Consider the following 24,123-nt stretch of genomic DNA (forward strand, 5'->3'; position numbering starts at 1 on the left):
GGAGCAAGCGATGAGTCAATATTTTCAGATTCACCCCGAAAACCCGCAAAAACGCTTGATTGATCAAGCCATAGAAGTCATCCGCAAAGGGGGTGTGGTCGCATATCCGACCGATTCAGGCTATGCGTTAGGCTGCCATCTGGGCGAAAAAAAGGCCATCGAGAAAATTAAATGGTTGCGCTCGCTAGACGATAAGCACAATTTCACGCTGATGTGTTCGGACCTTTCCGAGATTGGCACTTACGCTAAAGTGGATAACGCAGTATTTCGGTTGCTAAAAGCCTATACCCCAGGCCCTTACACCTTTATTTTGGACGCCACCACAGAGGTGCCGCGCCTGTTGCTGCACCCGAAGCGCCGTTCCATTGGCGTACGGGTACCCGATCATCGTATTACCCACGCGCTACTTGATGCGCTTGGCGAACCACTGATGAGCGTTACGCTGATTCCAGTAGGGGATTCTCTGCCAATGAGTGATCCTGAAGAAATTCGTGACCGCTTTGGGGCGCATCTTGATGCCATTATCGATGGCGGTGCCTGCCACCTTGACCCCACAAGCGTGATTGACCTCCGTGACCTGCCGCCCAAAATTGTCCGGGAAGGCCGCGGCGATATTACGCCGTTTGAATCCTAGGCGTGTTTGGAAGTTGGGTAATGTAAGGCTGCCTAAACTCGCAGGAAGCCGCTTTAGCACGAAAGGCATACACCTCACCCCTGGATTGCCAGGGGAATAGGGTGCCCGCTAAAGCGACTTCTTCCTGGCTTCAAGAATCTTGCGATGTGTTTTGATCGCCGCCTTTCTGTTGATCGTCGTCTTTTTTCTCTTCTTTCTTGCGCGGGTCTTCGCTCTCTTCATCCAACCATGTGCCACACCGCAGGCAGTAGTGAGCGCGTTTTTCATGGCGGTCATGGCCACAGCCAGGGCAGGCTTCTTCTGAATAACGATCTTCGCGAATAGAGCGGAGAACTTGAGCGGAAAATACCCCGGTAGGCACAGCGATAATCGAGTACCCCATCAGCATCAAAATCATTGTGATGGCTTTGCCCACTGAGGTGGCTGGCACAATATCGCCATAGCCCACGGTAGTCATACTGACAATCGCCCAATACATCGACATAGGAATGCTGGTAAAGCCAGCTTCTGGCGATTCGATGGTGTACATCAGTGCCGCGAAGAGCGTTACCACCATAAAAATGCTGCAAAAAAACAGCAGTATTTGGCGCAAGCTGCGTTTTAACGCATCCAGTAGCAGACGCGCTTCTCCAACAAACTCCATTAAGCGCAAAATACGAAAAATGCGCAGTACACGCAGTAAACGAACGATGACTAACCCGTGGGCTCCAGGCACCAATAGCACCAGCCAGGTGGGGATGATCGCAATTACATCCACGACACCGTAAAAGCTTTTCAAATAAATAGTAGGACGTTCAAGGCAGTAGATTCTTACTGCAAGTTCGACGGTAAACAGCAGAGTAAACATCCACTCCACATAGAAAAAAATGTGACCAAAGCGATCTGAATAACTCTCTACGCTGTCCAGCAAAATAACGGCGACGCTCGTTAAGATGGCAATAATCAGTGCAATATCAAATGCCTTTGATCCCGGCGTGTCCGACTCAAAAATAATATGGAAAAGACGTGTGCGAAGTCCTTCTGCACCGGGAGTTAAGTGAAAACTCATCGTGTCATCCTGAAATGGGCTGAATGCTGCTAGCGTAGCGTTGTTTGATAGGCGAAGCGATACGCCAGCGTTAACGCAGCAACGCCGTAAGCAGCCGTTGGCTGGCCGTTGTCACTCAGTGCTTTGGTCATCGCTTGAGCCTGATGGCGGGAGTTTTCATCCAACTGCGAGTGGGCGGCCAGTGTCGTTAACGCCTGCTGCGCGGTGGTTAAGTGCTCTGCAAGACCGCTGTCGTGATAAGCATCTAGTGCCACCGTAGCCCTGTGTAGCCACTGAGCCGGTGTTTTAGCCTTGGGTAGTGGCCATTGCTGCGCGCCTAACGCATTCCCGCGAGCAGCTTTGCTGGTGTCAGAAGGGCGCAGCGGGACGCTTTCTGCAAGCGTCAAAGCCAGCAACCAGAGGGCCTCAGATTCACCCGCTTTGAGTTCTAGCTCGACCTCGCAAATAGCCGCTTGAGCACCACCGCTGACAATCTCCCCCTCGTCCAGCACTAGCTCGATATGGCTACCCTGCCAGTCGATTTGCCAGCTGCGCCGAGTAAAGTCGGTGCGTAATGCAGGGCGTAGCGCTGAAATCTTTGTGCCAAGCGAGCCTTCGAAAGGCGGTAGGGCGGCCAATCCATGTTGGTCAAGCTGTAGGCCAGAAACTGGCCACTCCCACTCATGCCGGGTGGAAAGGCCGCCGCCACCGTGGCCTGCGGTTTTCACTGTTTGTAGCACGCGATCATCTATTTGACGTAAACGCACAGCAATCCGTGCATTCGCCATATCACCTGCAGAGGTATCGAAATAGGTGTTCGCAAGGTGCTGCTGTTGAGGTGGTTCAGCGAGTGCGGCGTGACATAGCAACGTATCGATCTGGGCTGTCGCAACGGCGAGTTTAAGCTCGATTTCGGTAGGTGCTGACTTAGAATCCGAAGTATAGACAGAATTTTTCATGACATTAGCCACCTTTTATTGTGACGTTTTAGTTAATTTTTGATGACATTGTGAACTTTTTATGACGGCAGCGAGCGCACTCTTTATACTGGCGCCGCCATTTCCAGGCTCACCGAAAACAGGCTAAAGGCACTATGGTTACCTCCAACCCTTTTTCCGCGATGTTTGGCCGCTCGCCATTCCAGCCGCTGCTGGCACACATCGTTAAAGCAAATGAATGTGCCGATCAACTGTTGCCTTTCTTTGAGGCATCACTTGTCGGAGACTGGGATACCGCAGCTGAACTGCGTGAAAACGTCACTCGCTTAGAGCATGACGCTGATACGTTGAAAACAGAGCTACGGCTTAACCTGCCCAATACGATGTTCCTGCCCGTCTCGCGTTCTGACTTGCTCGACCTTATCAGTGTGCAGGATAAAATCGCCAATAAGGTGCGCGACATTACCGGCATTATGCTGGGACGTAAAATGCGGGTACCCGATGAGTTGGCCGACCCCATGCGTGATTATATTCGCACCAGTGTGGCTTGCGTGGCTCAGGCACGCCAAGCGTTAGAAGAGCTAAAAGATCTGCTTGAGTCCGGTTTTGGGCGCAATGTTTCCGATGTGATGCACAAAATGATTCGCGAGCTGCACACGCTTGAACACCAAGCGGATGATCAGCAGGTGAACATTCGGCGACAGTTGTTTGCGCTTGAAAGCCAGCTTCCCCCGGTTGATGTGATCTTTCTTTACAAGATTATCGATTGGGTCGGCGAACTATCCGATCGCGCAGAACGCGTGGGCAGCCGCCTGCAGATTTTGACCGCACGCTAAGGGGATCCCATGCAGATTATTGTCCAGAACAGTGAAATCTTCATTATCCTGGCCTGTGTGTTTGGCTTTTTTATGGCTTGGGGCGTTGGTGCTAATGATGTAGCCAATGCGATGGGTACTTCGGTAGGGTCGAAGGCCATCACCATCAAACAAGCCATTATTATTGCGGTTATTTTTGAGTTTTTAGGTGCGTGGTTAGCGGGTGGTGAAGTGACCGCGACTATCCGGGGCGGGATGCTTGACCCCGTATTGTTAGCGGACAATCCTCAGCTATTGGTTTACGGCATGCTTTCTGCGCTGCTGGCAGCTGCTATCTGGCTGATGATCGCATCGGCGCGTGGCTGGCCGGTTTCTACCACCCATTCTATCGTGGGCGCTATTGTTGGTTTTGGCGCCGTAGGCCTTGGAATGGAAGCCGTCGCTTGGGCCAAAGTGGGCCAAATTGCCTCCAGCTGGCTTATTTCGCCGCTGCTTGCCGGTACCATTGGTTTTGTACTGTTTAAGTCGGTACACCATCTGATTTTTGAAAACAAAGACCCCTTTGCTGCTGCAAAGCGTTATGTGCCGGGGTATATCTTTCTGGTCGGCTTTATTGTTGCGATGGTGACACTGACCAAAGGCTTGAAGCACATTGGTCTAGATCTGAGCTTTGGTCAGAGCCTACTGCTTTCTATTTTAATTGGCATCATCATTATGGCGCTGGGCGTGGTTATGGAGCGCCGTATTAAGTACGTACAGAATGCCAGCGATCATTTTGGCTACGCCAATGTTGAGCGGGTATTTGGTGTACTGATGATCTTTACGGCGTGTGCGATGGCGTTCGCCCACGGTTCTAACGATGTTGCCAACGCCGTAGGTCCTCTCGCAGCGGTAATAAGTGTGGTACGTAGTGAAGGTGTTATTGATAGCGCAGCGTTAGTGCCCTGGTGGGTGCTGGTGCTTGGTGGCGGCGGCATTGTGGTTGGCCTGGTTACTTTCGGCCATAAGGTCATTGCAACCGTTGGTACCGGCATTACTGAGCTCACTCCTAGCCGTGGCTTTGCTGCAACATTAGCAGCGGCCACGACGGTTGTGTTGGCATCCGGTACTGGTTTGCCGATTTCAACCACCCATACGCTTGTAGGTGCGGTATTGGGCGTGGGCCTAGCGCGCGGTATGGCAGCCCTAAACCTTCGAGTTATCGGCACGATTGTGATGTCCTGGCTGATCACGCTGCCCGCCGGTGCCGGCTTGGCCATCTTGTTCTTCTTTATGTTTAAAGGCATGTTTGGTTAAGATTGGGAAAACTGGTCCAGCACGTTACTGCTTAACCAAACCCGCAGCGGCACCTTCTTTTACACAAGAAGGTGCCGCTGTTTTTTGTGCTCTGTTAAAGTAAACGCTGATACTTTCATTCATCTGCTGCCGGAGAGCGGCCCTTGGACACACGCTTCCCTTTTGTTGATTGGTTTCGTAACGCTTCCCCTTACATTAACGCGCACCGGGGGCGAACCTTTGTCATCTTAATTGAGGGCGAAGCCATGGCGTCTGGTCGAGGGGAGCAGCTGATTCAGGACTTAGCGCTGCTGCACACCCTAGGCGTGCGGCTAGTCGTGGTGTTCGGTATTCGCCCACAAGTGCATGATGCATTAACGGCGGCTGGTGTTGAGCCAACGCGGGTAGATGGCCGCTGGGTAGCCGACCGAACGGTGATGGCTCATGTAGAACAGGTAGCCGCGCACCAGCGGTTATGGTTAGAGGCACGGCTTTCTTTAGGCCTGCCCAGCACGCCGCTACACGGTGTAGAGCTTAGCGTGATTTCTGGCAACTTAGTGACCGCCAAGCCACTCGGTGTTCGTGAAGGCGTAGACTTTGATCATAGTGGCGAAGTGCGCCGGGTACGCGCAAGCGCCATTGAAGGGCTGTTGGAAAAAGGCTCACTGGTGCTGCTGCCACCGCTGGGCTTTTCCAGTACGGGAGAAGTGTTTGATCTAGACGCCTCGGAAGTGGCGCACCATGCTGCCGTCGCATTGAAAGCGGACAAACTTATTCTGCTAGGCGAGTCGGAAGGGTTAGAAGATGAGCAAGGTGCTCTGTTGCGTCAGCTTTCCCCGGCAGAAGCTGAACCGCGGCGACAACAGGCGCTACTGGGCAGTGAGCTGGCACGCCACTTAAACGCCGCCTGCACCGCCGCCCGAGAAGGCGTTGCGCGCACCCACCTGCTGTCCTGGCGCAACCACGATGCGCTGTTGGGGGAACTGTTTACCCGTGATGGCGTTGGCACCATGATCACCCAGCATCGCTACGAGCAGTTACGCCCAGCCACGTTAAACGACGTCGCTGGCTTGTTAGAACTGCTGGACCCCCTTGAGCGACGTGGCATGCTGGTGGCTCGTTCGCGGGAACGATTAGAGCACGAAATCGACGACTACATGGTGATAGAGCGGGACGGCATGGTGATTGGCTGTGCCGCGCTACATGTTTTCCCAGACACCACGGTAGGGGAAATGGCCTGTGTGGCGGTACACGGTAATTACCGTGGCGGCGAGCGTGGCGAGCGTTTGGTAGAAGCGTTAGAACGACGCGCCCGCCAGCATGGGCTCTCCGAAATGTTTGTGCTGACCACCCACACAGCCCATTGGTTTGTCGAACGCGGCTTTCGGGCGGCTAGCCTAGATGACCTGCCGCCGCTAAAACGCGAAGCCTATAACCACGCCCGAAAATCCAAGGTGCTGGTGAAAAATCTAACCTAAGAGCGCTTATTTAAAGAGAAAACACTCATAGAACCGGGTGACGTAATGTCACCCGGTTTCGCCTGCGTTTGAAAAATAAATGCAAATATTTGGTCATTTTTTATATTTGTGCAATTATATTTGCATGTAGGTTCGGCAACCTTATGTCAATCCCATCGGGATCAAACCAACAACAGCGCCGTTCTCTGCACGCCACGTCACTCACAAATGATTAATAACATCGACGTCACGAGGATTTCCCCATGAAGACCCTAACCACGTTAATGGTTGCTACTACTTTCTCTCTTACCGCAGCAACTGCTGCTGCTGAGAAGTTGGTCGTTGCCACTGATACTGCTTTTGTGCCCTTTGAATTCGCCCAAGATGGTGAGTACGTCGGTTTCGATATCGATATGTGGACCATGATTGCTGAAGAACTCGAACTGGACTTTGAACTACGGCCAATGGATTTCAACGGCATTATTCCTGGCCTGCAAACTGGTCAATTAGATGTTGCCTTGGCGGGCATCACTATCCGCGAAGATCGTGCTGAGGTTATCGATTTTTCGGATGGATACTACGAGAGCGGCTTCCGCATCATGGTGCCGATTGATAGTGATATCGAAAGCGCTGAAGACTTGGCGGGTAAAATGCTTGCGGTGCGCACTGGAACCTCCGCTGCCGATTATGCGCGGGACAACTTCAAAGATACCGAGCTACGTCAGTTCCCCAATATCGATAATGCCTATCTGGAATTACGCACCGGCCGCGTGGATGCCGCCATGCATGATACGCCCAATGTTCTCTATTACATTGCCACCGCGGGTGACGGACAAGTAAAAGCGGTGGGTGAGCAGATGATGGCGCACGAGTATGGTATTGCGTTTCCCAAAGGCAGCGAGCTGGTTGAGCCGGTTAACGGTGCGCTCGCGGCTATGCGTGAAGACGGCCGCTACGACGAGATCTACGCCAAGTGGTTTGGTGAAGCGCCGACTGAATAACGCCTGATTGATTCTCTGCATCCTGCGGAGGGATATCTGCTTTCCCTCCGCTGAGTTTGAACTATCAGGAGTTTCGCAATGAATGTTGATTGGTCGATCATTATTAATTTCCTGCCTCAACTGTTTCATGGGGCAAAAATAACGCTGTACATCACCGTTATCGGCTTGATTGGTGGTATTTCATTAGGTGCTTTGATCGGCCTGATGCGCGCTTACGGTGGCTACTTTCTCAATACACTGGCATTTATCTACGTCGAAATCATTCGCGGTACGCCGATTGTTGTCCAGGTGATGTTTCTATATTTCGCCTTGCCGGTGTTAGTGGATATCCGTATTGACCCGATGACGACAGCAATTCTTGCCATTGTCATTAATGCAGGTGCGTACGTTGCCGAGATCGTCCGTGGTGCGGTGTTGTCGATTTCTAAGGGATTGACCGAGGCAGGTCGCGCCATTGGCCTGCCACGCTGGAAGGTGGTGGTCTATATCGTTGGTCCGCTGGCCTTTCGCCGTTTGATTCCACCGCTGGGTAACCAGTGCATTGTCAGCCTGAAAGATACTTCGTTGTTTATTGTTATCGGCGTTGGCGAATTAACGCGCACCGGCCAGGAAATCATGGCCGCTAACTTCCGTGCGGTTGAAATATGGACGGCGGTTGCCGTGTTCTATCTGATCATGACCGGCACGTTGTCGTTGCTGCTGCGCATCATTGAGAAACGGATGAAGATCTTATGAGCGCCATCATAGAGTTCAAAAATGTATCCAAGCACTTTGGTCCGCTTAAGGTGCTTGAAGAGGTTGATCTTGAGATCAATCGTGGCGAAGTTGTGGTGCTGATAGGGCCGTCCGGCTCGGGTAAATCAACGTTGTTGCGCTGTATTAATGGGCTGGAAATGATCACATCGGGAGATCTTTTAGTTGATGGCCAGAGCGTCAAAGGAGGAAACAAAATCCTGCGCGAGATTCGTCAGGAAGCGGGCATGGTCTTCCAGCAGTTCAACTTGTTTCCACAGATGACCGCCTTGGAAAATATTGCTTTTGGCCAGCGCCATGTGCGCGGAATGGGGCGCAAAGCCGCGAAAATAAGTGCTCAGGAACTGTTAGAAAAAGTGGGTCTAGGTGATAAGTCCCAGCACTATCCCCACGAGCTTTCCGGAGGCCAACAGCAGCGTGTCGCCATTGCCCGGGCGCTGGCAATCAAACCTAAAGTGATGCTGTTTGATGAGCCTACCTCAGCACTAGACCCTGAACTCAAGCAAGAAGTATTGAATGTCATGCGTCAACTAGCGGAAGAGCAGATGACCATGGTGGTGGTGACCCATGAAATGTCGTTCGCCAAGCAGGTAGGTACACGCTTGATCTTTATGGAGCACGGAAAAATCGCTGTTGATGGTAGTCCGGCTGATGTGATCGATAATCCACCTAATGAACGCATGGAGGATTTCCTGCGCCATGTCTAATCCAGCAAGCGCCATTGGTTGGCAGACTATTAATGGAGAGCCACGCGATATTGGCATTGCTCTTGGCCGTACAGGGCGCGATGCGGTGCATCGGTTCCTGCTGCCAAGCGCTATTTGGGCTGAGATCAACGACTCGGCTCATCATGAGGCGGTTGCATTGATGGCAGCTAATACACAGCGCGATTTTCCGCAGGTATGGGAGGAGTTAGAAGGCTTGGCGGAGGGCCTCGAACTGCCCATTGAAGCGGTCTTTGCCTGGAACTGTCGGGGCGATTTGTTAGCCCATGCACCGGACGGCTGCACCACGGTAATTCTTCCCGGACAAACACCCGTTGTTGCTCACAATGAAGATGGTTTGCCGTTTTTTCGTGGCCACTGCTTTATGGCTGAGGTAGCGCCAGGCATAGGGAATGGGTTTACGGCTTTCTGCTATCCAGGCTCGATACCTGGGCACACCCTGGCGTTTACGCGCCAGGGCTGGGTTCAGGCAGTCAATAATTTGCGGTTGTTGAAGGTGACCCCCAAGGTGCCCCGAATGGTGTTGGGGCGTGCCGCTTTAAACCAGCCAAATGTGGACGACGTTGTGGCATTGTTGCAGCGTTACAATGATTGCGGAGGTTTTCACTTTTCACTAGCGGAGTGTGGCCGACCAGAGGTGATTAGTATTGAGTTTGGTGGTGGTGATGTTGCCCAGATGGCTCTGACTACCCCCAGTCTGCATGCCAATCATGCGCTGTATCACCCAAGTGGTTTAGCATCGCAATGGATTACCGAGTCTTCCCGAGACCGCCAACAGCGAGGGGATCAGTTGTTGGCCGAGGGAGAAACGACGCCGCTGGTTATTCTGCATGATCAACAAACCAACGGTTTGCCAATCCTGCGACTTAGTGCGGACGACCCCGATCACGAAAATACGCTGGTCACGGCGGTCATGCGTCTTGAAGCGGATGGTGTAGCATGGCAACTTTATGATCACCCTGGAGCGCCGCCCGCTTATGAAGGAAAACTCTGTTTCGAACGTTAACGCTTCACACCGCCCCCCAGAAACCGTTGATGGGTTGCGTGAACTGGCACTCAGCATTGCACGCAGCGAGAGCGAGCTGCGGCTTGGTACCAAGTCCCGGGAAGTGCTGGCACGCCTGATCGACCTTCAGGGAGATCAGGTGTTGTTGTCTATTTCTTCAGCAGCCCGCCGGCTAGGGGTTAACCCATCGAGTATTTCGCGCTTAGCGCGGTCGCTGGGCTATGCTCGTTTTAGCGATCTTCAAAAGGTCTTATTAAGCGCAAGCTTTACCTCGTCAGCCTCTTTCTACCGTGATCATGCTGCCAGCGCATTGACCGCAGATAAACGTAGTTTGCATGCCCAGGCGCAACAGTTATGCGCTGAAAACCAACACAACATTGATCGCTTTCTACAAGGCGTGAAACATGCTGATATCGAAGCGTTTGCCCAAGCGGTAATCGATGCGCCCAGGGTTCGATTGTACGGAGTGCGTCAGTTTCACGCGTTATGCAGTTTTTCTGCCTATGGATTAGGCATGCTGCGCCCGGATGTGGCGCTGCTTAGCGATGCTACCAATGGAGTCGCAGAAGGGCTGGCGTCGTTGTCTGAAGGTGACGTATTGATTGCCGCTAGCTGTCAGCCCTATACGCGCCAAGTGGTTGATGTGTGCCGAATGGCGCAAACACATGGTATTCACACGTTGGCAGTAACTGACTACGCCAGCTCCGCGCTGGTCGAGTATTCGCAAGTATCTATCTTGGTGCCCCATGAAAGCAGTTTTATTTCCAACAGCATGGTGGCCTATTTTGCTGCTATGGAGTGCCTGATTAATGCCTGCGCGACGCTGGCGGGAGATGAAGCGGGCAAGGCAATCTCGCGGCGTGATCAATTTATCAGCGAACTGGATATCGAAATACGCTAACAAGGCGGCAAAGTCCGCTTTGTTGCTTAGTTCAAATATTCAAATTCAGGTTTCCAAAACAACGTCACTATTTACGTGCAGCGTTTGGCCATTCATGTGAAACAACTCTTTACTTGCAAAGGTACACATACACCGAGCGAACTTCATGAACAAAAATTAATAAGCACTATTCGGCGTGTTTTTTTAAACAATCTTTATATCGCATTTCTATCACAAGTGTTTGTTTTGTTGGTTTTGTAGGCCAGACGTTTGCACTGTACTGCGAAGGGGCGTGTTACGGGTAATGGCAAGTAGGTTACAAGCGACTATAGTTAACAAGCCAATTCATATCCTCTGGCACATTAGGCGAAACGGCGACTACCAAGGAATAGGAGGTAATATGCAACAACCTGATAAAGACAATCAAAAAAACGATCACAAGAAAGATCAGCGCCAAGATCATCACGATGATGCCAACCCGATGCCTGATACGCATCACGTCAATCCTGACGCCGACGATAAGTCGTCTACTAAGAAATCTAATCACTAATCGAATATTTTTATCTTATGCCGGGCGCTACCTAACAGTAGCGCCTTTTTTTATACGATGTTTTGATAAGTTTTTTGATGATAATTTTTTTAATGATAAAAATTTTATTTTCCTGTTTTTATTTTCCTGATTTTAAGTGCTTCTTTTTAAAATCCGTTGACTTAATTTTTGTTGATTTAATTTAAGTTATTAATGATGTTGATATTTGTTAGGTTGTATTGGTTTATTTGATAATCCGGCTACTTTAAATTGAAAGCTAAAGATAGCCCGCTATAGTTTTGTAGGATAGGTCATTTTCGAAGAGATTGAACGACACGGAGGGCGTTACTATGACCGAACAAGGACAGCATAATCATTCACATGATGACGATTCGCTTAAACAAAAAGGCCAGGAGAGCGTTGAGGAGTTAAAAGATGCTGCTCAGCAACAGGCTGAAAGCGCGTTTGCTAAGCAGCGGGAGAGTGCTGCCGAGCAAACGAAAATAGTGGGTGCTGTGCTCCAGAAGGCAGCGGACGAATTCGATCGTCAGAAACAGCCTTTTTGTTCACGGCAGGTAAGGAAGCTTGCTCAAACGGCAGACCGTTTTTCACAAACGATGCGTGAAAAGGACCTGCGCAGCGTGTGCAAAGAGGCGGAAAACTACGGACGAAAAGAGCCAGCACTGTTTATCGGTGGCGCAATTGCTGCGGGATTTTTGGTCACACGGTTTCTGCGCAGTTCCTCATCTCATTCTCACACTGCTAATAGCGACCCTCAGCACCAAGCCGATGAGCACAGCGATGTGCAGGTAAACCGCGCTTAGTGCAGGCAGGACGCTAAACTAAAAAGCAACAGTATGCGGGAGATACAGAATGGATTCAGATAGCAAAATGACCGGCTCAGTCGGTTCGCTACTCTCAACGCTACTCAATGAGATAACCGCTTTAGTGCGCGGCGAAGCGGAACTAGCCAAAGCTGAAATGTCCGAAAAAACCCATCAAGCAGTAGCGGGTGTCGCGGCCATTGCCCTTGCTGGCGCGGTGCTTCTCGGTGGCTTTTTAACCCTACTGGCGGCGGTAGTGATGCTCTTAAATGAGGTGTTGCCGCCGGAAACCAGGCCGTGGCTTTCAGCCATTATTGTAGGTGGTGTCGTTACGTTGATAGGCGTGTTAATGCTCAAGGCTGGGCTGAGTAAGGTGAGCGCCCAAGGGCTAATGCCTAATCGCACCATCGATAGCCTGCGTAGCGACAAAGAGCTTACTAAAGCGCATCAGCGTCACGTCAAGGAGGAGGTGAAATGAGCGAACACAATCAGCAGCGTCATCCAGATGAAATCGAAAAAGATATTCATCAATCGCGGGAGCGGCTGGATTCTACGCTGCATGAAATTGAAGAACGGTTTTCCCCCGATCAGCTGCTAAACACCACCTATAATTACCTTCGCAAAGGCGGTGCCAACGAGTTCTTTTCTAACCTGGGTACGACTATTAAGCAAAACCCTGTGCCGGTGCTATTGACCGGTGCTGGGCTTGGCTGGCTAATGTTACGCCAAAGTAACCCCAAGGCAGAAACGCCTCGTTATGCGACCAATGTACACGCTACCTCCGAGTTTTTAGGACAGCCTGCCGCAGCGTCTCAACCGCCTCATTCTCAATTTCCCTATTCTCAACGCTCCTATTCTCAACGTTCTTATTCTCAACGCCCGGATGCTGTTCAAGATTCGGGTCAAAACGGTGGAGAGCAGGATAGCGGCAGCCGAATGCAACAGGCTAAAGAGAGCGCTCAACATATCAGCCATAGCGCTAAAGGCGCAGCGCAGCACCTGGGCGAAAAAACCCAACAGATGGGAGGTCATATGCAGGAGTCTTTTTCTCATGCCCAGCAGGGGGCCCATGACCGCTTTGATCATATGAAAGAGCGTGCCCATCAGGCCAGCGACTACTCATCGGATTTTATACAGGAGCATCCGATGGTAGTGGCAGCGCTGGGGTTTGCCTTAGGAGCTGCGTTGGCAGGCATTTGCCCAACAACCCGTAAAGAAGATGAATACTTTGGCGAATACCGCGATCAGATGGTGGATAAAGCGGCCGAGGCGGGCGAAGAACAAGTAGACAAAGCCCAGCAGGCGATCCATGAAAAAGCCGAGTCGGTTAAACAGCAGGCTGGAAAGCAGGATTCGACGCAACCTACCCTAAGCACTGGCGAAAGTAGTAGTAGTACAGGAGCTGCAAGCACAAGTACCTCAAATACAGGTGCTTCAGGCTTGAGTGGCTCAGGCGCAGGTACCTCAAGTGCAGGCTCCTTAGGTGAAAGCACACCCAGCAAAAGCACCTTAAGCGATAGTACGCTTACCGGTACGGCGACAACACCAAGCAACCAGCCGCCACGGCCATAACGAGTTTGTTTCAAATAGCAGCAAACTAACGGCCACTCCACGCGGCGCTACTTCTTGTAGCGCCGTTTTACTTCCACGTTGAGCCTACCTTCCCCTAGCCGCAGCGAAAGCTTCTGGCCGGGGGCGGTGTCATCTGCTCGGCGGATGACATTGCCCTTTTCATCCTGGGCAATGGCGTAACCGCGACCTAACACCGCCAAGGGGCTGATAGCATGTAGCTCCCGGGCGGCGCTACTCAACTGTGACTGACGTACTTCCAGCGCCCGCTGCATAGCAGTGGCTAAACGGCGCTGTAGCTGGCTAACACGCGTTTGCTCTGTGCGGTGCAGGCGCGCCATGTCTTGGCTCGTCAAGCGTTTACTTAACTGCATAACTCGCGCTTGCTGCTGCTCAATGTTCTGCTGCATCGCCCGCTGCAGTCGTTGGCTAAGGCCGGTAACGTGCTGGCGCTGAAGGTTAAGTTGCTCGCCTGGGTGGCGAAGGCGGGCGCGTAGGGTATCCAATCGTTGGCTATCGCGCTCTAAACGGGCTTGCATGGCACGCATTAAGCGGCTTTCCGCCTGTGTTAATTGCTGCTTAAGGGCTTGTTGGTCGGGTACTAAACGCTCAGCCGCCGCCGAGGGCGTTGGGGCACGCATATCTGCTGCGAAATCTGCTAGGGTGACATCCACTTCGTGGCCCACCGCCGACATCACCGGCAAGCGAGAGTGAAAAATCGCCCGTGCCAGATGCTCATTATTAAACGCCCACAAATCTTCTAAGCTGCCGCCACCACGGGTGATTAGCACCACATCCTGGTCAGGGTCTAAGCGTGCCTGACGATTTAATAGCCCCAGCGCAGAAATCATCGCAGGGGCGGCCTCGGTTCCTTGTACCGACACTGGTATCAACGTCACATCCGCCAGGGGCCAGCGGGCCTCCAACACCGCCAACACATCACGAATGGCCGCGCCACTGGCGGAGCTCAAAATCAATATCTTGCGGGGTGGAAAGGGCAGGGGGCGGGTATTGGCAAACATACCTTCGCTGTCTAGCTGCGCTTTTAGGCGCTCAAACGCCGCCAGTAGCTCACCCAGCCCAGCGGCCTGAACGGCGTCGGCAATCAACTGATAGTCACCGCGTGGCTCAAACAGCGAGACTCGGCCACGCAGCTTTACCTGGTCACCATCGCGCATGGGGGCCGCCACAAAACGAGCCCGCTGGCGAAACAGCGCACAGCGAATTTGCGCGCGGTCGTCCTTCAATGTGAAGTAAATATGCCCCGAAGCCGGGCGAGAAACATTGGAAAGTTCGCCTTCCACCCACACTTCGCCCACATCACGCTCAAGGGTTTGCTTGGCACGCTGGTTCAACTGGCTAACAGAGAGCGCTTGGGGGGTATCAGGCATAATTTAACCTTCGAAAGAGAAACAACGATCTGGTGATTTTCGCAACAATCTTAGCTTATTAGCCATTGGTCGGAATTGAAAACCTTCTTCACATTGCTGGTAGGGCCTTCAAAACGTTACAATGGGGGATTAACTTTCCACGCCCCACTTCCTCTCCAATCAGGGTGTTGCCGCTATGCTACGTATGGCCCAAGAAGCACTTACGTTCGATGACGTACTCCTCGTTCCCGGCTTCTCCGATGTTCTGCCCAAGGATGTCAGCCTCAAAACCCGCCTGACCCGCAATATTTCACTCAATATTCCGCTGCTTTCCGCTGCAATGGACACCGTCACCGAAGCGCGTCTAGCGATTGCGATGGCACAGGAAGGCGGCATTGGCATTATCCACAAGAGCATGGCCATGAGCCAGCAAGCCGCTGAAGTGCGCAAGGTTAAAAAGCACGAAAGCGTGATTGTAAAAGATCCGGTCACTGTTAGCCCCAAGGCGAAGCTGGAAGACCTGCTGGCAATGGCGCGTGAGAACGGCTTCTCTGGTTTCCCCGTGGTAGAAGGCGAAACGCTGGTCGGTATCGTGACCGAGCGTGACATGCGCTTCCAGCCCAACCATGGCGACAGCGTTGCGGACATCATGACCCCCCGCGATCGGCTGATTACTGTAAAAGAAGGCACCGATCTTGAAACCAGCAAAGCCAAGATGCGTGAACACCGCATCGAGAAAATGCTGATTGTGGACGACGCTTTCCATCTGCGTGGCCTGGTGACGTTCCAAGACATCGAAAAAGCCCGCACCTACCCAATGGCTGCTAAAGATAGCGATGGCCGCTTGCTGGTAGGCGCCGCCGTAGGCACCGGCCCGGAAACCCCGGATCGCGTTGCTGCTCTGGCTGAAGCCGGTGTGGATGTCATCATTGTGGATACCGCCCACGGTCACTCCAAAGGCGTCATCGACCGCGTGCGTTGGATTAAAGAGAACTTTCCGCAAATTCAGGTGATTGGCGGCAACATCGCCACGGGCGCTGCCGCGAAAGCGCTGGCCGAAGCAGGCGCGGACGCCGTTAAAGTGGGCATTGGCCCCGGTTCTATTTGCACCACGCGTATTGTGACAGGCGTTGGTGTACCGCAAATCACCGCCGTTTCTAATGTTGCCGAAGCGCTGAAAGAATTTGATATTCCGCTGATCGCAGATGGCGGTATTCGCTTCTCGGGCGATTTAGCCAAAGCCATCGTCGCTGGCGCAAGCGCCGTGATGGTCGGTGGCCTGCTGGCCGGTACTGAAGAAGCGCCGGGTGAAGTCGAGCTTTATCAGGGCCGTACCTATAAAGCTTACCGTGGCATGGGGTCCATGGGGGCTATGTCAGAAAATCAGGGCAGCGCCGATCGCTACTTCCAAGACAAAGCCGAAGGTGCCGAGAAGCTAGTGCCGGAAGGCATTGAAGGCCGCGTACCCTATAAAGGCATGATGGGCGCTATCGTTCATCAGCTGATGGGTGGGCTGCGCGCTTCCATGGGTTACACCGGCTGCCGCGATATAGAAGAAATGCGCACCAAGCCGGAATTTGTGCAAATTACTGGCGCTGGCTTTAACGAATCCCACGTTCATAACGTGCAGATCACTAAAGAAGCGCCCAACTATCGGGTGAGCTAACCAACGCGTTTAGATAATACGGCGGCGGGCATTGCTCGCCGCTTGCTTTTTGGCCTTACCAGCGGCACCTACACCGCTTAACCGAGACCCCGCCATGAGTGACATTCACGCCCATAAGATCCTGATTCTCGACTTCGGCTCCCAGTACACCCAGCTGATTGCCCGCCGTGTACGTGAAATCGGCGTATTCTCCGAAATCCGCGCTTTTGATATCACCGAAGAAGAAATTCGCGACTACAACCCTAACGGCATCATCCTGGCCGGTGGCCCGGAATCCGTGACCGAGTTGGATTCCCCGCGAGCACCCGCGTGCGTGTTCGAAATGGGCCTGCCGGTGTTTGGTATCTGCTACGGCATGCAGACCATGGCCGAGCAGCTTGGCGGTAAAGTTGAAGGTTCAAACCAGCGCGAGTTTGGCTATGCCCAGATTCAAATTGACGCCGAAACCGCGCTGTTTAAAGGTATTAAAGATCACGTCGACCCCAGCACTGGCAAAGCGCTGCTGGATGTGTGGATGAGCCACGGTGATAAAGTCGCCCAAGCGCCCGACACTTTCACCGTCACCGCATCTACCCCCAGCTGCCCAATTGCCGCCATGGCCTGGGAAGAGAAACAGTTCTACGGCGTACAGTTCCACCCGGAAGTGACCCACACCCAGCAAGGCCAGCGGATTCTTGAGCACTTCGTGCTGGAAATTTGCGGTGCTGAAAAACTGTGGACACCTGCGCAAATCATCGAAGACCAAGTGAGTCGCGTACGCGAGCAAGTCGGCGACCGCCACGTACTGCTGGGCCTTTCTGGCGGTGTCGATTCTTCCGTGGTGGCGGCGTTGCTGCATAAAGCCATTGGCGACCAGCTGACCTGCGTGTTCGTGGATAACGGCCTGCTGCGCAAAAACGAAGGCGACCAAGTGATGGAAACCTTCGCCAAGCACATGGGCGTGAAAGTGATCCGTGTAGACGCCGAAGACCTATTCCTGGGTAAGCTTAAGGGCGAAAACGACCCCGAAGCCAAGCGCAAAATTATCGGCAACACCTTTATTGACGTGTTCGATGAAGAAGCCAGCAAAATCGACGGCGTCGACTTCCTGGCCCAGGGCACCATCTACCCGGACGTGATCGAATCCGCTGCCTCTAAAACCGGCAAAGCGCACGTGATCAAATCCCACCACAATGTCGGTGGCCTGCCGGAAACCATGAAGCTTAAGCTGGTCGAGCCGCTGCGCGAACTGTTTAAAGACGAAGTGCGCAAACTCGGCCTCGAACTCGGCCTGCCTTACGATATGGTTTACCGCCACCCGTTCCCTGGCCCCGGCCTGGGCGTGCGCATTCTGGGTGAAGTGAAGAAGGACTACGCCGACATCCTGCGTGATGCCGATGCCATCTTCATCGAAGAGCTACGCGCTTCCGGCTGGTACGATAAAACCAGCCAAGCCTTCGCCGTCTTCTTACCGGTGAAATCCGTTGGTGTAGTAGGCGACGGCCGCCGCTACGAATGGGTCATCGCGCTACGCGCTGTCGAAACCATCGACTTCATGACCGCCCGCTGGGCGCACCTGCCCTATGAGCTGCTGGAGAAAGTTTCCAACCGGATTATCAATGAGTTGGAAGGCGTTTCGCGGGTAACTTATGATGTAAGCAGCAAGCCGCCTGCTACTATTGAGTGGGAGTGATCGCATCCACTAGAGTGTTGGTTGGCTAGACGCTTCCGGGCCGCTCGAAATATCGAGCGGCCTTTTGTATGTTGTGGGTATGCTCATTGGGAGCAGCATGGCACGCAAAAAGTATCAAATAGAAGTTTGTGGAGCACGGAGGCTTGTTACTGGATGTGATAATTATCAAAGCGGGTACTTAGCCACTCGATTTAAACCGGGATGTTTTGGAAATGCAGTGAGAGCGAGCTGATAGTTTCAGAGGGCTAGGGTTAACTTGGTAAATCGACGCGTATGAGACTTGAGGCGCTTCTCAATAACTGCCGTGCGCTCGCCTGTTTCAATCGCGCTTGAGCTGGCCACTGCACGCAAAATACGCTCACGGGAAACCATAACTTTATCGGCTGGGGTCTTACGAACCATCTCAATGCTCCTAGAGCTAAATCTATAGCTTTTATTATAGCAGTAACCTCTCAAGGCTGTCGTGCTTGTTGCCTAGCTGTGGAGGTGACCATCAAAGTGTCTTAAAAGGGTCCGAGCCAGTTGAGGGGGGGCTAACGATGCGCTGACGCCATGTTAAAGTGTTATTTACAAACTGCATGCTCAAGACCCTACGTTTAAAGCTTCTTTCTATCAAAGTATCAAGAAGGCGCTTCCAAGACCGGGGTTTGGCAACCGTTTGTAATCGGCATAGTTCAACCTGGGAAGCTTGAATGTGATTTCTAGCAATATCTAAATCTTTCCTCAATATGGAATTAACATGACACCTACTCAAGCCCGCCCAACTTCCATTCGTATTTTTCTGGCTGATGGCACGCCTGAAGGCTTGCGCGTGGTTGAGAAATCCAACTGGACGGGCAGGGCGGTAGTGGCTAACCGCTCCCAGCTTGAGCGTGCATTGGCAAGAAGCGAAATGGCTCAGCCGGGCGTGTATGTGCTCACTGGGTTAACTGATGACGGTGCGGCCAAGCTATACGTGGGCGAAGCCGATGCGCTGGGTGAGCGTATTAAGCAGCATGTCTCGGGTAAGGAATTTTGGACGCGGACTGTGGCGTTTACCAGCACCAACGAAGGCTTGAACAAAGCCAATGTGCGTTACTTGGAAGCGCGCTTACTCACCTTGGCAAAGACTGCCAACCAGTGGGCGTTGGATAACGGTACCTTTCCTGCACCACCTCCGCTTTCGGAAGCCGACCGCGCCGATGCCGAATGGTTTTTAGCCGAGATGTTGGTGATTTTTCCGCTATTGGGCATTGATGCGTTTGAAGCGGCTGGCAGCCAAGCCGCAGGGGTATCTTCAGTGCAAAAAGAGCCGCCACTTGCGCTTTACCTCTACGAACGCGGGGCCGAAGGCACTGGTAGAGAAGTCGCCGATGGTTTTGTGGTGCTAAAAGGCTCATTGGCTCGTGCTGAAGAGACGGTGTCTATCCACGATTACATGCGCGAGCAGCGCCAACTTCTACAGGAGCGCGGCGTGCTGGCGCCGCTGGATGGAAAGCTGGTATTCACTCAGGATTTCCGCTTTTCGTCTCCCTCAACAGCGGCAGGCGTTTTGGTTGGCGGTAGCGCTAACGGTCGGCTGGCCTGGAAGGATGCTAATGGAAAAACGCTGAAGGCTATTCAGGATGTACGCTTGGCAAACATTTAAGCAGGCAGTCGTTAAACTATTTTGGCTCATTTAGGCTGAAAATAAGCAACAATATCCATCTCTTTGTGAGGAATGCCGATTATTTCAATGCTCCCTTGGCCAATCAGGTAAAAGATAACGTGCTGGCCCTGGGGGTAGCTGTAATAACCCTCGCTGATGTCGGAGCGATGTTTTCCTAACAGGGGATTTTCTGCGAGCCAGTGAAACCGTTTTTCAAAATTCTTTAGATAGGTATTTCGTTGGTTCTTGCCCCACTGCCACGCCGTATAGCGGCCGATATTTTTTAAGTCGTCTCTTGCTCTCGGTGTGATATGGAAAGTGGGCATCAAGCCTCGCTATCCAAGTCGTTGATTAAGGCATCCATCGAAAAATCATCCACGAATTCACCGGTTCTCGCTTGCTCGGCACCTTGGGCCAAGTGAGTGCGAAGCGCTTCAAGTTTGCTTTTGCGCTCTTCCATGGCACGTAACGCATCACGCACAACCTCACTTGCGGAGCCGTAGCGGCCGCTGGCGACTTCATTTCTGATAAAGACTTCCCAATGATCCCCTAAGCTGAGGCTGGTCGTAGCCATGATTTTCTTCCTATATTCAAAAGTAACAAATATGAATATAGGCGGGGCTGACAAGAAAGACAAGACTCCTCACAAGCTCTTTGACTAGCCTACGAGCCGAATATAACCCATAATCGGCTCATAATATGATCTGAATAATCGAGGCGATCGGCTCATGTATATCTGGGGACAGCACAGTTGGCCGCATTTTGAGTGGAATGACTCCGTTCTTCGGCCTACGTTGGATGCCGTGAGGCTTCTGCAGGGCCGCGTGCTGGGTAAAACTGAGTCGGCCCCGGAAAAAGTGGACTTAGACGTGGAGATGGATACTCTGATCCAGAATGCACTTCGTACCAGCGAAATTGAAGGTGAGCGGCTGGACGTTGGCTCGGTGAGGTCTTCCGTTGCTCGTCAGTTGGGATTAGAGCAGGCCGGTATGTCTGTCAGAGCAACACCAGAATCTGAGGCGCTGATAAAGCTGTTGCTGCAATCCACGCACCAGTTGGATGAGTCGCTATCTCGCGAACAGTTGTGCCTCTGGCAATCTATGCTATTCGTGCAAGGCCCCGGCGTGCTTGGCAATGTACGTGTAGGCGAGTTGCGTGGCGATCACCCTATGCAGGTAGTGTCGGGGCGGCTTGATCGGCCTATCGTCCATTTTGAAGCACCACCCCGTGGGCAGTTGGAGGCGGAATTGGATGCGTTTCTGACGTGGTTTAACCATCCGCCCCAGGGAGTTGATGCGCTGGTTCGTGCCGGTATTGCCCATCTCTGGTTGATTACCTTGCACCCCTTTGATGACGGTAATGGGCGTGTTACCCGTGCGGTGACAGATCGCGCGCTTGCCCAAGCAGAGCGACAATCCGTGCGTTTCTATTCCCTAAGCGCTGCCATCATGGCGCGACGCAACGCTTATTACGATCACCTCGAAAGCACTCAGAAAGGCAGCCTCGATATTACGCCTTGGCTGTTGTGGTTCCTCGATACGCTTAAAGAGGCGCTTGAGCAGGCGCTGTTAAGAATCGACCGCGTGTTAACGAAAGCGACCTTCTGGCAGCGCCATGCCACCACCGTGCTGAACGAACGGCAAATTAAGGTGCTGAACCGTTTGTTGGATACCGCAGGGGAGGAGTTTGCGCAGGGTATCAATGCGCGTAAGTACCAATCGTTGGCCAAAGTGAGTAAAGCCACCGCAACGCGGGATTTGGCAGAATTGCTGGAAAAAGGCTGCCTTTACAAACTACCCGGCGGTGGGCGCAGCACCCGTTATATGGTGGCGCTCTGGCAATCCTAATGGGTAATCTACGTACACATACGTTGCTATCTTCGAATGTTTATTTACCAAGTTGAATGCTATGAAAATCGACCTATACCAAGTGGATGCTTTCGCCTCAAAGCCTTTTGAAGGCAACCCAGCGGCGGTGTGCCCGTTGGAAGCGTGGCTGGATGATGCGTTGTTGCAGGCGATAGCCACGGAGAACAACCTCTCTGAAACAGCCTTCTTTGTGCCGACTGAATCTGGCTACCATCTGCGCTGGTTTACGCCTTCGGTGGAGGTGGATCTGTGTGGCCATGCCACCTTAGCGGCGGCGTGGGTGATTTTTAATGCGCTGGGCAGTAGCGCTGAAACGCTGCATTTCGAAACGCGCAGCGGCCAGCTTTTGGTGCGGCGTGAAGGCGACGAACTGGCAATGGATTTCCCCGCGAAAACGTTAGCGCCGTTTGAAATGCACGCGGAGGTAGCTGCTGCCCTAGGCGGTATCGAGATTGAAGAGCTGTTGATCTCGGATGACATTGTGGTGGTGGTTGATAATGCGGGCCTGGTTGAACGCCTTGCACCGGATATGCAGCGGCTTAAACAATTACCAGGGCGGGGTGTGGCCGTCACCGCAAAAGGTGATGATGTGGACTTTGTTTCGCGTTGGTTTGGCCCCAAGGTGGGCGTGGAAGAAGACCCTGTGACCGGCTCGGCCCATACCTCGCTTGCACCGTACTGGGCGGCGCGCCTGGGTAAGCAAGTGCTAACTGCCCGCCAAGGTGGGGCACGTCAAGGCGCGCTTAGCTGCGTTGTAGAAGGCGAGCGGGTGGTTATTAAAGGCTGCGTAGCGCCTTATTTAACGGGTAAAATCACGCTGCCCAACGGCTAAGCTGGACTTAGCCACTTGCCGAACGACTTGTTTATTGCGAGATAGTTGATATTCATCGAGTACAACCAGCTGCTCGATTGAGCCGATTACAGCGCTTATTCGGCTCAATATGTGAGTCGAATAGATCTTTGCAGTTTTAAACGTGTGGGCAGGCATTCAATCGCACGGCTTTCTGAGTGCAATGCGTCAGGCGTCTAAAAGCGCATCACGCCTTTTCAATGCCATCTACTAAAAACACCCGGTAGTCGGCGCCTAGAAAGCGGTGCTTGCGGGCTTCTTGGTAGGCGGGGCTTTCGTACCAAGCGCGGGCGGCGGCCATATCCGGGAAGCGTAGAATGACGGCACCTTCCATCGCACTGCCTTCCAGTACTTCAAAATCGCCATAAAAGGCCAGCGGTTGTGGGTCATGACCTTCGCGGGCGGCTTTGGCTTTTTCGCTGTAGCGCTGCATTTCTTCGCTGTCGTGGGTGTGCTCGCGGGTTAGTACAATATAAGCGGGCATTTCTTTCTCCTGGCGTACTATGAAAAGTTGCTAAAGCATAACATCGCCAACAAGCGCTGCCATGTGAAGCGTGCCGTGGGTTGAATCAGCCGGCGTTAATACGGCGGGGTAATCGATGGGTCATCAGCGTCGATGTAGGCCTCAGGTTCAGCCATGGGTTGTCGCTGCTTATTTTCCAAAGTAGCTAAGGCAATCTTGTAGCAATCTTCGATATGGCTGTTACCCATGAGCTTCATGGCGGTGAAGCTAATGCTGCCTGCCACGGCACTGCCAATGAAGGGCACAAACTTTGAAACCCCTTTGGCAGCAACCTTAACGCCCATTTTGTTGAGCAGCACGAGGATTAATTTTTTGGTGATGTATTTTCCGGCTAACTTGCTGCCTGTATTGGAAATAGCGGTCATTACAAAGAGCTTGGTTTCGGTGTCAAGGCCTTCGATCTGTTCAGGCGATAACCCAAATTTGCTGTTAATTTGAGGAATTATCCTCATTAAGATGACGACATCTGAGCCGATATCCAGCCCGGGTATAGGAATGATGGCGGTGCCCGCCGAGATCCCTGCGCTTTTGGTCACCATTGAATAGCATGATTTTCTAATGGCGTCGAGTTCTTCCCGTGTCTCGATCATGTGGCGTTCCTTTTTAGCGGTGCTGGCATAACCGTCGTCGACGGTTGCACGAAATTCGATGCTGCAGAAGGTCAAACCTTACGCTTTCACGTCTCCACAACCCCGTTCAGTACAGGCGGGCTGGTGGTTATACAGTGTTTGAATGATCTGGCAATTGGCCGTTTTTCCACCTCGGCATTGGTGAACCACTTGGCGTAGTTCTCCCGCTAGTGATTGTAAAGCGGCGATGCGCTCTTCTAAGTGTTCGAGATGTCGGCTGGCGATATCGTCGGCGGCGGTGCAGTCGGTATCAGGATTATCAGAAAGTGCTAATAGTTCCTGGATACTGTGCAGGTCTAACCCCAGGCTGCGGCCGTGACGAATAAAGCCAATGCGTGCCAGCGCTGCCTGATCGTAAGACCGATAGCCTTGTTCACCCCGCTGCGGCGGTGCCAGTAATCCGAGCTTTTCATAATGGCGAATGCTTTCCGGCGAGCATCCGGTTCGGCTGGCAACTTCCCCAATACGATAGTGGCGTTTCATTG

The 24,123-nt window shown here is 52.7% G+C and carries 27 protein-coding genes; 18 read left to right on the forward strand and 9 right to left on the reverse strand.

Going from position 1 to position 24,123, the window contains the following annotated elements:
- The first annotated feature begins 10 nt into the window (after positions 1-10).
- Positions 11-634 (forward strand): L-threonylcarbamoyladenylate synthase, encoded by a 624-nt coding sequence (locus ELY33_RS02625; RefSeq protein ID WP_126943525.1) that lies wholly within the window; start codon positions 11-13, stop codon positions 632-634.
- A gap of 130 nt (positions 635-764) precedes the next feature.
- Here the strand turns inward: ELY33_RS02625 and ELY33_RS02630 are convergent, their stop codons facing one another.
- Both ELY33_RS02630 and ELY33_RS02635 read right to left on the reverse strand, forming a co-directional pair.
- Positions 765-1,682 carry an ion transporter gene (locus ELY33_RS02630; RefSeq protein WP_126943528.1) on the reverse strand — a complete coding sequence of 306 codons (918 nt, stop codon included), beginning with the start codon at positions 1,680-1,682 and terminating at the stop codon, positions 765-767.
- Between the two features lie 29 nt (positions 1,683-1,711).
- Positions 1,712-2,620: a CYTH domain-containing protein gene (locus tag ELY33_RS02635; protein ID WP_126943531.1), complete on the reverse strand. Its 909-nt coding sequence runs from the start codon at positions 2,618-2,620 to the stop codon at positions 1,712-1,714.
- Between the two features lie 134 nt (positions 2,621-2,754).
- Between ELY33_RS02635 and ELY33_RS02640 the strand changes: the two genes are divergently transcribed.
- The 12 genes from ELY33_RS02640 to ELY33_RS02690 all read left to right on the forward strand — a co-directional run bounded on the left by ELY33_RS02640 (position 2,755) and on the right by ELY33_RS02690 (position 13,436).
- Positions 2,755-3,435, forward strand: coding sequence for a TIGR00153 family protein (locus ELY33_RS02640; protein ID WP_126943534.1), 681 nt, complete (start codon positions 2,755-2,757; stop codon positions 3,433-3,435).
- Positions 3,436-3,444: 9 nt separating this feature from the next.
- A complete protein-coding gene (locus ELY33_RS02645) occupies positions 3,445-4,710 on the forward strand; it encodes an inorganic phosphate transporter (RefSeq protein WP_126943537.1) in 1,266 nt (421 codons plus the stop codon).
- A 143-nt stretch (positions 4,711-4,853) separates the two neighbouring features.
- Positions 4,854-6,167 carry an amino-acid N-acetyltransferase gene (gene argA, locus ELY33_RS02650; protein WP_126943540.1) on the forward strand — a complete coding sequence of 438 codons (1,314 nt, stop codon included), beginning with the start codon at positions 4,854-4,856 and terminating at the stop codon, positions 6,165-6,167.
- 242 nt (positions 6,168-6,409) lie between these two features.
- Positions 6,410-7,147 carry a glutamine ABC transporter substrate-binding protein GlnH gene (glnH, locus tag ELY33_RS02655; protein ID WP_126943543.1) on the forward strand — a complete coding sequence of 246 codons (738 nt, stop codon included), beginning with the start codon at positions 6,410-6,412 and terminating at the stop codon, positions 7,145-7,147.
- Between the two features lie 78 nt (positions 7,148-7,225).
- Positions 7,226-7,882: a glutamine ABC transporter permease GlnP gene (gene glnP / locus ELY33_RS02660; RefSeq protein ID WP_126943546.1), complete on the forward strand. Its 657-nt coding sequence runs from the start codon at positions 7,226-7,228 to the stop codon at positions 7,880-7,882.
- Positions 7,879-8,607, forward strand: coding sequence for a glutamine ABC transporter ATP-binding protein GlnQ (gene glnQ / locus ELY33_RS02665; protein ID WP_126943549.1), 729 nt, complete (start codon positions 7,879-7,881; stop codon positions 8,605-8,607). Before glnP ends, glnQ begins: the two co-directional genes overlap by 4 nt.
- A complete protein-coding gene (locus tag ELY33_RS02670) occupies positions 8,600-9,631 on the forward strand; it encodes a C45 family autoproteolytic acyltransferase/hydrolase (RefSeq protein WP_126943552.1) in 1,032 nt (343 codons plus the stop codon). The genes glnQ and ELY33_RS02670 overlap by 8 nt, the downstream gene beginning before the upstream one ends.
- Positions 9,603-10,532, forward strand: coding sequence for a MurR/RpiR family transcriptional regulator (locus ELY33_RS02675; protein WP_126943555.1), 930 nt, complete (start codon positions 9,603-9,605; stop codon positions 10,530-10,532). The genes ELY33_RS02670 and ELY33_RS02675 overlap by 29 nt, the downstream gene beginning before the upstream one ends.
- Positions 10,533-10,911: 379 nt before the next feature.
- Positions 10,912-11,061, forward strand: coding sequence for a hypothetical protein (locus tag ELY33_RS17775; RefSeq protein WP_167470033.1), 150 nt, complete (start codon positions 10,912-10,914; stop codon positions 11,059-11,061).
- 329 nt (positions 11,062-11,390) lie between these two features.
- Positions 11,391-11,864 carry a hypothetical protein gene (locus ELY33_RS02680; RefSeq protein WP_126943558.1) on the forward strand — a complete coding sequence of 158 codons (474 nt, stop codon included), beginning with the start codon at positions 11,391-11,393 and terminating at the stop codon, positions 11,862-11,864.
- A gap of 49 nt (positions 11,865-11,913) precedes the next feature.
- A complete protein-coding gene (locus ELY33_RS02685; protein WP_126943561.1) occupies positions 11,914-12,342 on the forward strand; it encodes a phage holin family protein in 429 nt (142 codons plus the stop codon).
- A complete protein-coding gene (locus ELY33_RS02690; RefSeq protein WP_126943564.1) occupies positions 12,339-13,436 on the forward strand; it encodes a DUF3618 domain-containing protein in 1,098 nt (365 codons plus the stop codon). Before ELY33_RS02685 ends, ELY33_RS02690 begins: the two co-directional genes overlap by 4 nt.
- A gap of 47 nt (positions 13,437-13,483) precedes the next feature.
- On the opposite strand, the gene xseA is transcribed toward ELY33_RS02690, so the two are convergent.
- Complete coding sequence (xseA, locus tag ELY33_RS02695; protein ID WP_126943567.1) at positions 13,484-14,824, reverse strand: exodeoxyribonuclease VII large subunit; 1,341 nt, start codon at positions 14,822-14,824, stop codon at positions 13,484-13,486.
- Between the two features lie 175 nt (positions 14,825-14,999).
- Between xseA and guaB the strand changes: the two genes are divergently transcribed.
- Together guaB and guaA are read left to right on the forward strand one after the other, a co-directional pair.
- Positions 15,000-16,469 carry an IMP dehydrogenase gene (gene guaB / locus ELY33_RS02700; RefSeq protein WP_126943570.1) on the forward strand — a complete coding sequence of 490 codons (1,470 nt, stop codon included), beginning with the start codon at positions 15,000-15,002 and terminating at the stop codon, positions 16,467-16,469.
- Between the two features lie 94 nt (positions 16,470-16,563).
- A complete protein-coding gene (gene guaA, locus ELY33_RS02705; RefSeq protein WP_126943573.1) occupies positions 16,564-18,141 on the forward strand; it encodes a glutamine-hydrolyzing GMP synthase in 1,578 nt (525 codons plus the stop codon).
- 237 nt (positions 18,142-18,378) lie between these two features.
- Here the strand turns inward: guaA and ELY33_RS17780 are convergent, their stop codons facing one another.
- On the reverse strand, positions 18,379-18,543 hold the full coding sequence (locus ELY33_RS17780) for a hypothetical protein (RefSeq protein WP_167470034.1): 165 nt from the start codon (positions 18,541-18,543) through the stop codon (positions 18,379-18,381).
- 337 nt (positions 18,544-18,880) lie between these two features.
- Here ELY33_RS17780 and ELY33_RS02710 point away from each other — a divergent pair, with 337 nt between their 5' ends.
- On the forward strand, positions 18,881-19,768 hold the full coding sequence (locus tag ELY33_RS02710; protein ID WP_126943576.1) for a GIY-YIG nuclease family protein: 888 nt from the start codon (positions 18,881-18,883) through the stop codon (positions 19,766-19,768).
- A gap of 26 nt (positions 19,769-19,794) precedes the next feature.
- On the opposite strand, the gene ELY33_RS02715 is transcribed toward ELY33_RS02710, so the two are convergent.
- Positions 19,795-20,094, reverse strand: a complete 300-nt coding sequence (locus ELY33_RS02715) for a type II toxin-antitoxin system RelE/ParE family toxin (protein ID WP_126943578.1) — start codon at positions 20,092-20,094, stop codon at positions 19,795-19,797.
- Complete coding sequence (locus ELY33_RS02720) at positions 20,094-20,342, reverse strand: type II toxin-antitoxin system ParD family antitoxin (protein ID WP_126943581.1); 249 nt, start codon at positions 20,340-20,342, stop codon at positions 20,094-20,096. The genes ELY33_RS02715 and ELY33_RS02720 overlap by 1 nt, the downstream gene beginning before the upstream one ends.
- Before the next feature lie 154 nt (positions 20,343-20,496).
- Between ELY33_RS02720 and ELY33_RS02725 the strand changes: the two genes are divergently transcribed.
- Positions 20,497-21,615, forward strand: a complete 1,119-nt coding sequence (locus ELY33_RS02725; protein WP_126943584.1) for a Fic family protein — start codon at positions 20,497-20,499, stop codon at positions 21,613-21,615.
- Positions 21,616-21,676: 61 nt separating this feature from the next.
- The gene (locus tag ELY33_RS02730; protein WP_126943587.1) at positions 21,677-22,468 is read left to right on the forward strand and encodes a PhzF family phenazine biosynthesis protein; all 792 of its coding nucleotides are present in this window, start codon (positions 21,677-21,679) and stop codon (positions 22,466-22,468) included.
- A gap of 205 nt (positions 22,469-22,673) precedes the next feature.
- Here the strand turns inward: ELY33_RS02730 and ELY33_RS02735 are convergent, their stop codons facing one another.
- From ELY33_RS02735 to ELY33_RS02745, 3 genes are all read right to left on the reverse strand, one after another.
- A complete protein-coding gene (locus ELY33_RS02735; protein ID WP_126943590.1) occupies positions 22,674-22,970 on the reverse strand; it encodes a DUF1330 domain-containing protein in 297 nt (98 codons plus the stop codon).
- Between the two features lie 95 nt (positions 22,971-23,065).
- Positions 23,066-23,599: a hypothetical protein gene (locus ELY33_RS02740; protein WP_126943592.1), complete on the reverse strand. Its 534-nt coding sequence runs from the start codon at positions 23,597-23,599 to the stop codon at positions 23,066-23,068.
- 78 nt (positions 23,600-23,677) lie between these two features.
- Positions 23,678-24,121: a MerR family transcriptional regulator gene (locus ELY33_RS02745; protein ID WP_126943595.1), complete on the reverse strand. Its 444-nt coding sequence runs from the start codon at positions 24,119-24,121 to the stop codon at positions 23,678-23,680.
- Positions 24,122-24,123: the final 2 nt, after the last annotated feature.

Source organism: Vreelandella andesensis (assembly GCF_003989795.1).
Classification (GTDB): Bacteria; Pseudomonadota; Gammaproteobacteria; order Pseudomonadales; family Halomonadaceae; genus Vreelandella; species Vreelandella andesensis.

Bases quoted from the DNA above. Each gene is read 5' to 3' on its own strand.
- ELY33_RS02710 (WP_126943576.1), top strand. From the start codon at position 18,881: ATGACACCTACTCAAGCCCGCCCAACTTCCATTCGTATTTTTCTGGCT.
- ELY33_RS02635 (WP_126943531.1), bottom strand. From the start codon at position 2,620: ATGAAAAATTCTGTCTATACTTCGGATTCTAAGTCAGCACCTACCGAA.
- ELY33_RS02670 (WP_126943552.1), top strand. From the start codon at position 8,600: ATGTCTAATCCAGCAAGCGCCATTGGTTGGCAGACTATTAATGGAGAG.
- guaB (WP_126943570.1), top strand. From the start codon at position 15,000: ATGCTACGTATGGCCCAAGAAGCACTTACGTTCGATGACGTACTCCTC.
- ELY33_RS02745 (WP_126943595.1), bottom strand. From the start codon at position 24,121: ATGAAACGCCACTATCGTATTGGGGAAGTTGCCAGCCGAACCGGATGC.
- ELY33_RS02625 (WP_126943525.1), top strand. From the start codon at position 11: ATGAGTCAATATTTTCAGATTCACCCCGAAAACCCGCAAAAACGCTTG.
- ELY33_RS02725 (WP_126943584.1), top strand. From the start codon at position 20,497: ATGTATATCTGGGGACAGCACAGTTGGCCGCATTTTGAGTGGAATGAC.
- ELY33_RS02645 (WP_126943537.1), top strand. From the start codon at position 3,445: ATGCAGATTATTGTCCAGAACAGTGAAATCTTCATTATCCTGGCCTGT.
- xseA (WP_126943567.1), bottom strand. From the start codon at position 14,824: ATGCCTGATACCCCCCAAGCGCTCTCTGTTAGCCAGTTGAACCAGCGT.
- ELY33_RS02735 (WP_126943590.1), bottom strand. From the start codon at position 22,970: ATGCCCGCTTATATTGTACTAACCCGCGAGCACACCCACGACAGCGAA.
- ELY33_RS02720 (WP_126943581.1), bottom strand. From the start codon at position 20,342: ATGGCTACGACCAGCCTCAGCTTAGGGGATCATTGGGAAGTCTTTATC.
- ELY33_RS02685 (WP_126943561.1), top strand. From the start codon at position 11,914: ATGGATTCAGATAGCAAAATGACCGGCTCAGTCGGTTCGCTACTCTCA.
- ELY33_RS02630 (WP_126943528.1), bottom strand. From the start codon at position 1,682: ATGAGTTTTCACTTAACTCCCGGTGCAGAAGGACTTCGCACACGTCTT.
- ELY33_RS17780 (WP_167470034.1), bottom strand. From the start codon at position 18,543: ATGGTTCGTAAGACCCCAGCCGATAAAGTTATGGTTTCCCGTGAGCGT.
- glnP (WP_126943546.1), top strand. From the start codon at position 7,226: ATGAATGTTGATTGGTCGATCATTATTAATTTCCTGCCTCAACTGTTT.
- ELY33_RS02690 (WP_126943564.1), top strand. From the start codon at position 12,339: ATGAGCGAACACAATCAGCAGCGTCATCCAGATGAAATCGAAAAAGAT.
- glnH (WP_126943543.1), top strand. From the start codon at position 6,410: ATGAAGACCCTAACCACGTTAATGGTTGCTACTACTTTCTCTCTTACC.
- glnQ (WP_126943549.1), top strand. From the start codon at position 7,879: ATGAGCGCCATCATAGAGTTCAAAAATGTATCCAAGCACTTTGGTCCG.
- ELY33_RS02675 (WP_126943555.1), top strand. From the start codon at position 9,603: ATGAAGGAAAACTCTGTTTCGAACGTTAACGCTTCACACCGCCCCCCA.
- ELY33_RS02730 (WP_126943587.1), top strand. From the start codon at position 21,677: ATGAAAATCGACCTATACCAAGTGGATGCTTTCGCCTCAAAGCCTTTT.
- ELY33_RS02715 (WP_126943578.1), bottom strand. From the start codon at position 20,094: ATGCCCACTTTCCATATCACACCGAGAGCAAGAGACGACTTAAAAAAT.
- ELY33_RS02640 (WP_126943534.1), top strand. From the start codon at position 2,755: ATGGTTACCTCCAACCCTTTTTCCGCGATGTTTGGCCGCTCGCCATTC.
- ELY33_RS02740 (WP_126943592.1), bottom strand. From the start codon at position 23,599: ATGATCGAGACACGGGAAGAACTCGACGCCATTAGAAAATCATGCTAT.
- guaA (WP_126943573.1), top strand. From the start codon at position 16,564: ATGAGTGACATTCACGCCCATAAGATCCTGATTCTCGACTTCGGCTCC.
- ELY33_RS02680 (WP_126943558.1), top strand. From the start codon at position 11,391: ATGACCGAACAAGGACAGCATAATCATTCACATGATGACGATTCGCTT.
- ELY33_RS17775 (WP_167470033.1), top strand. From the start codon at position 10,912: ATGCAACAACCTGATAAAGACAATCAAAAAAACGATCACAAGAAAGAT.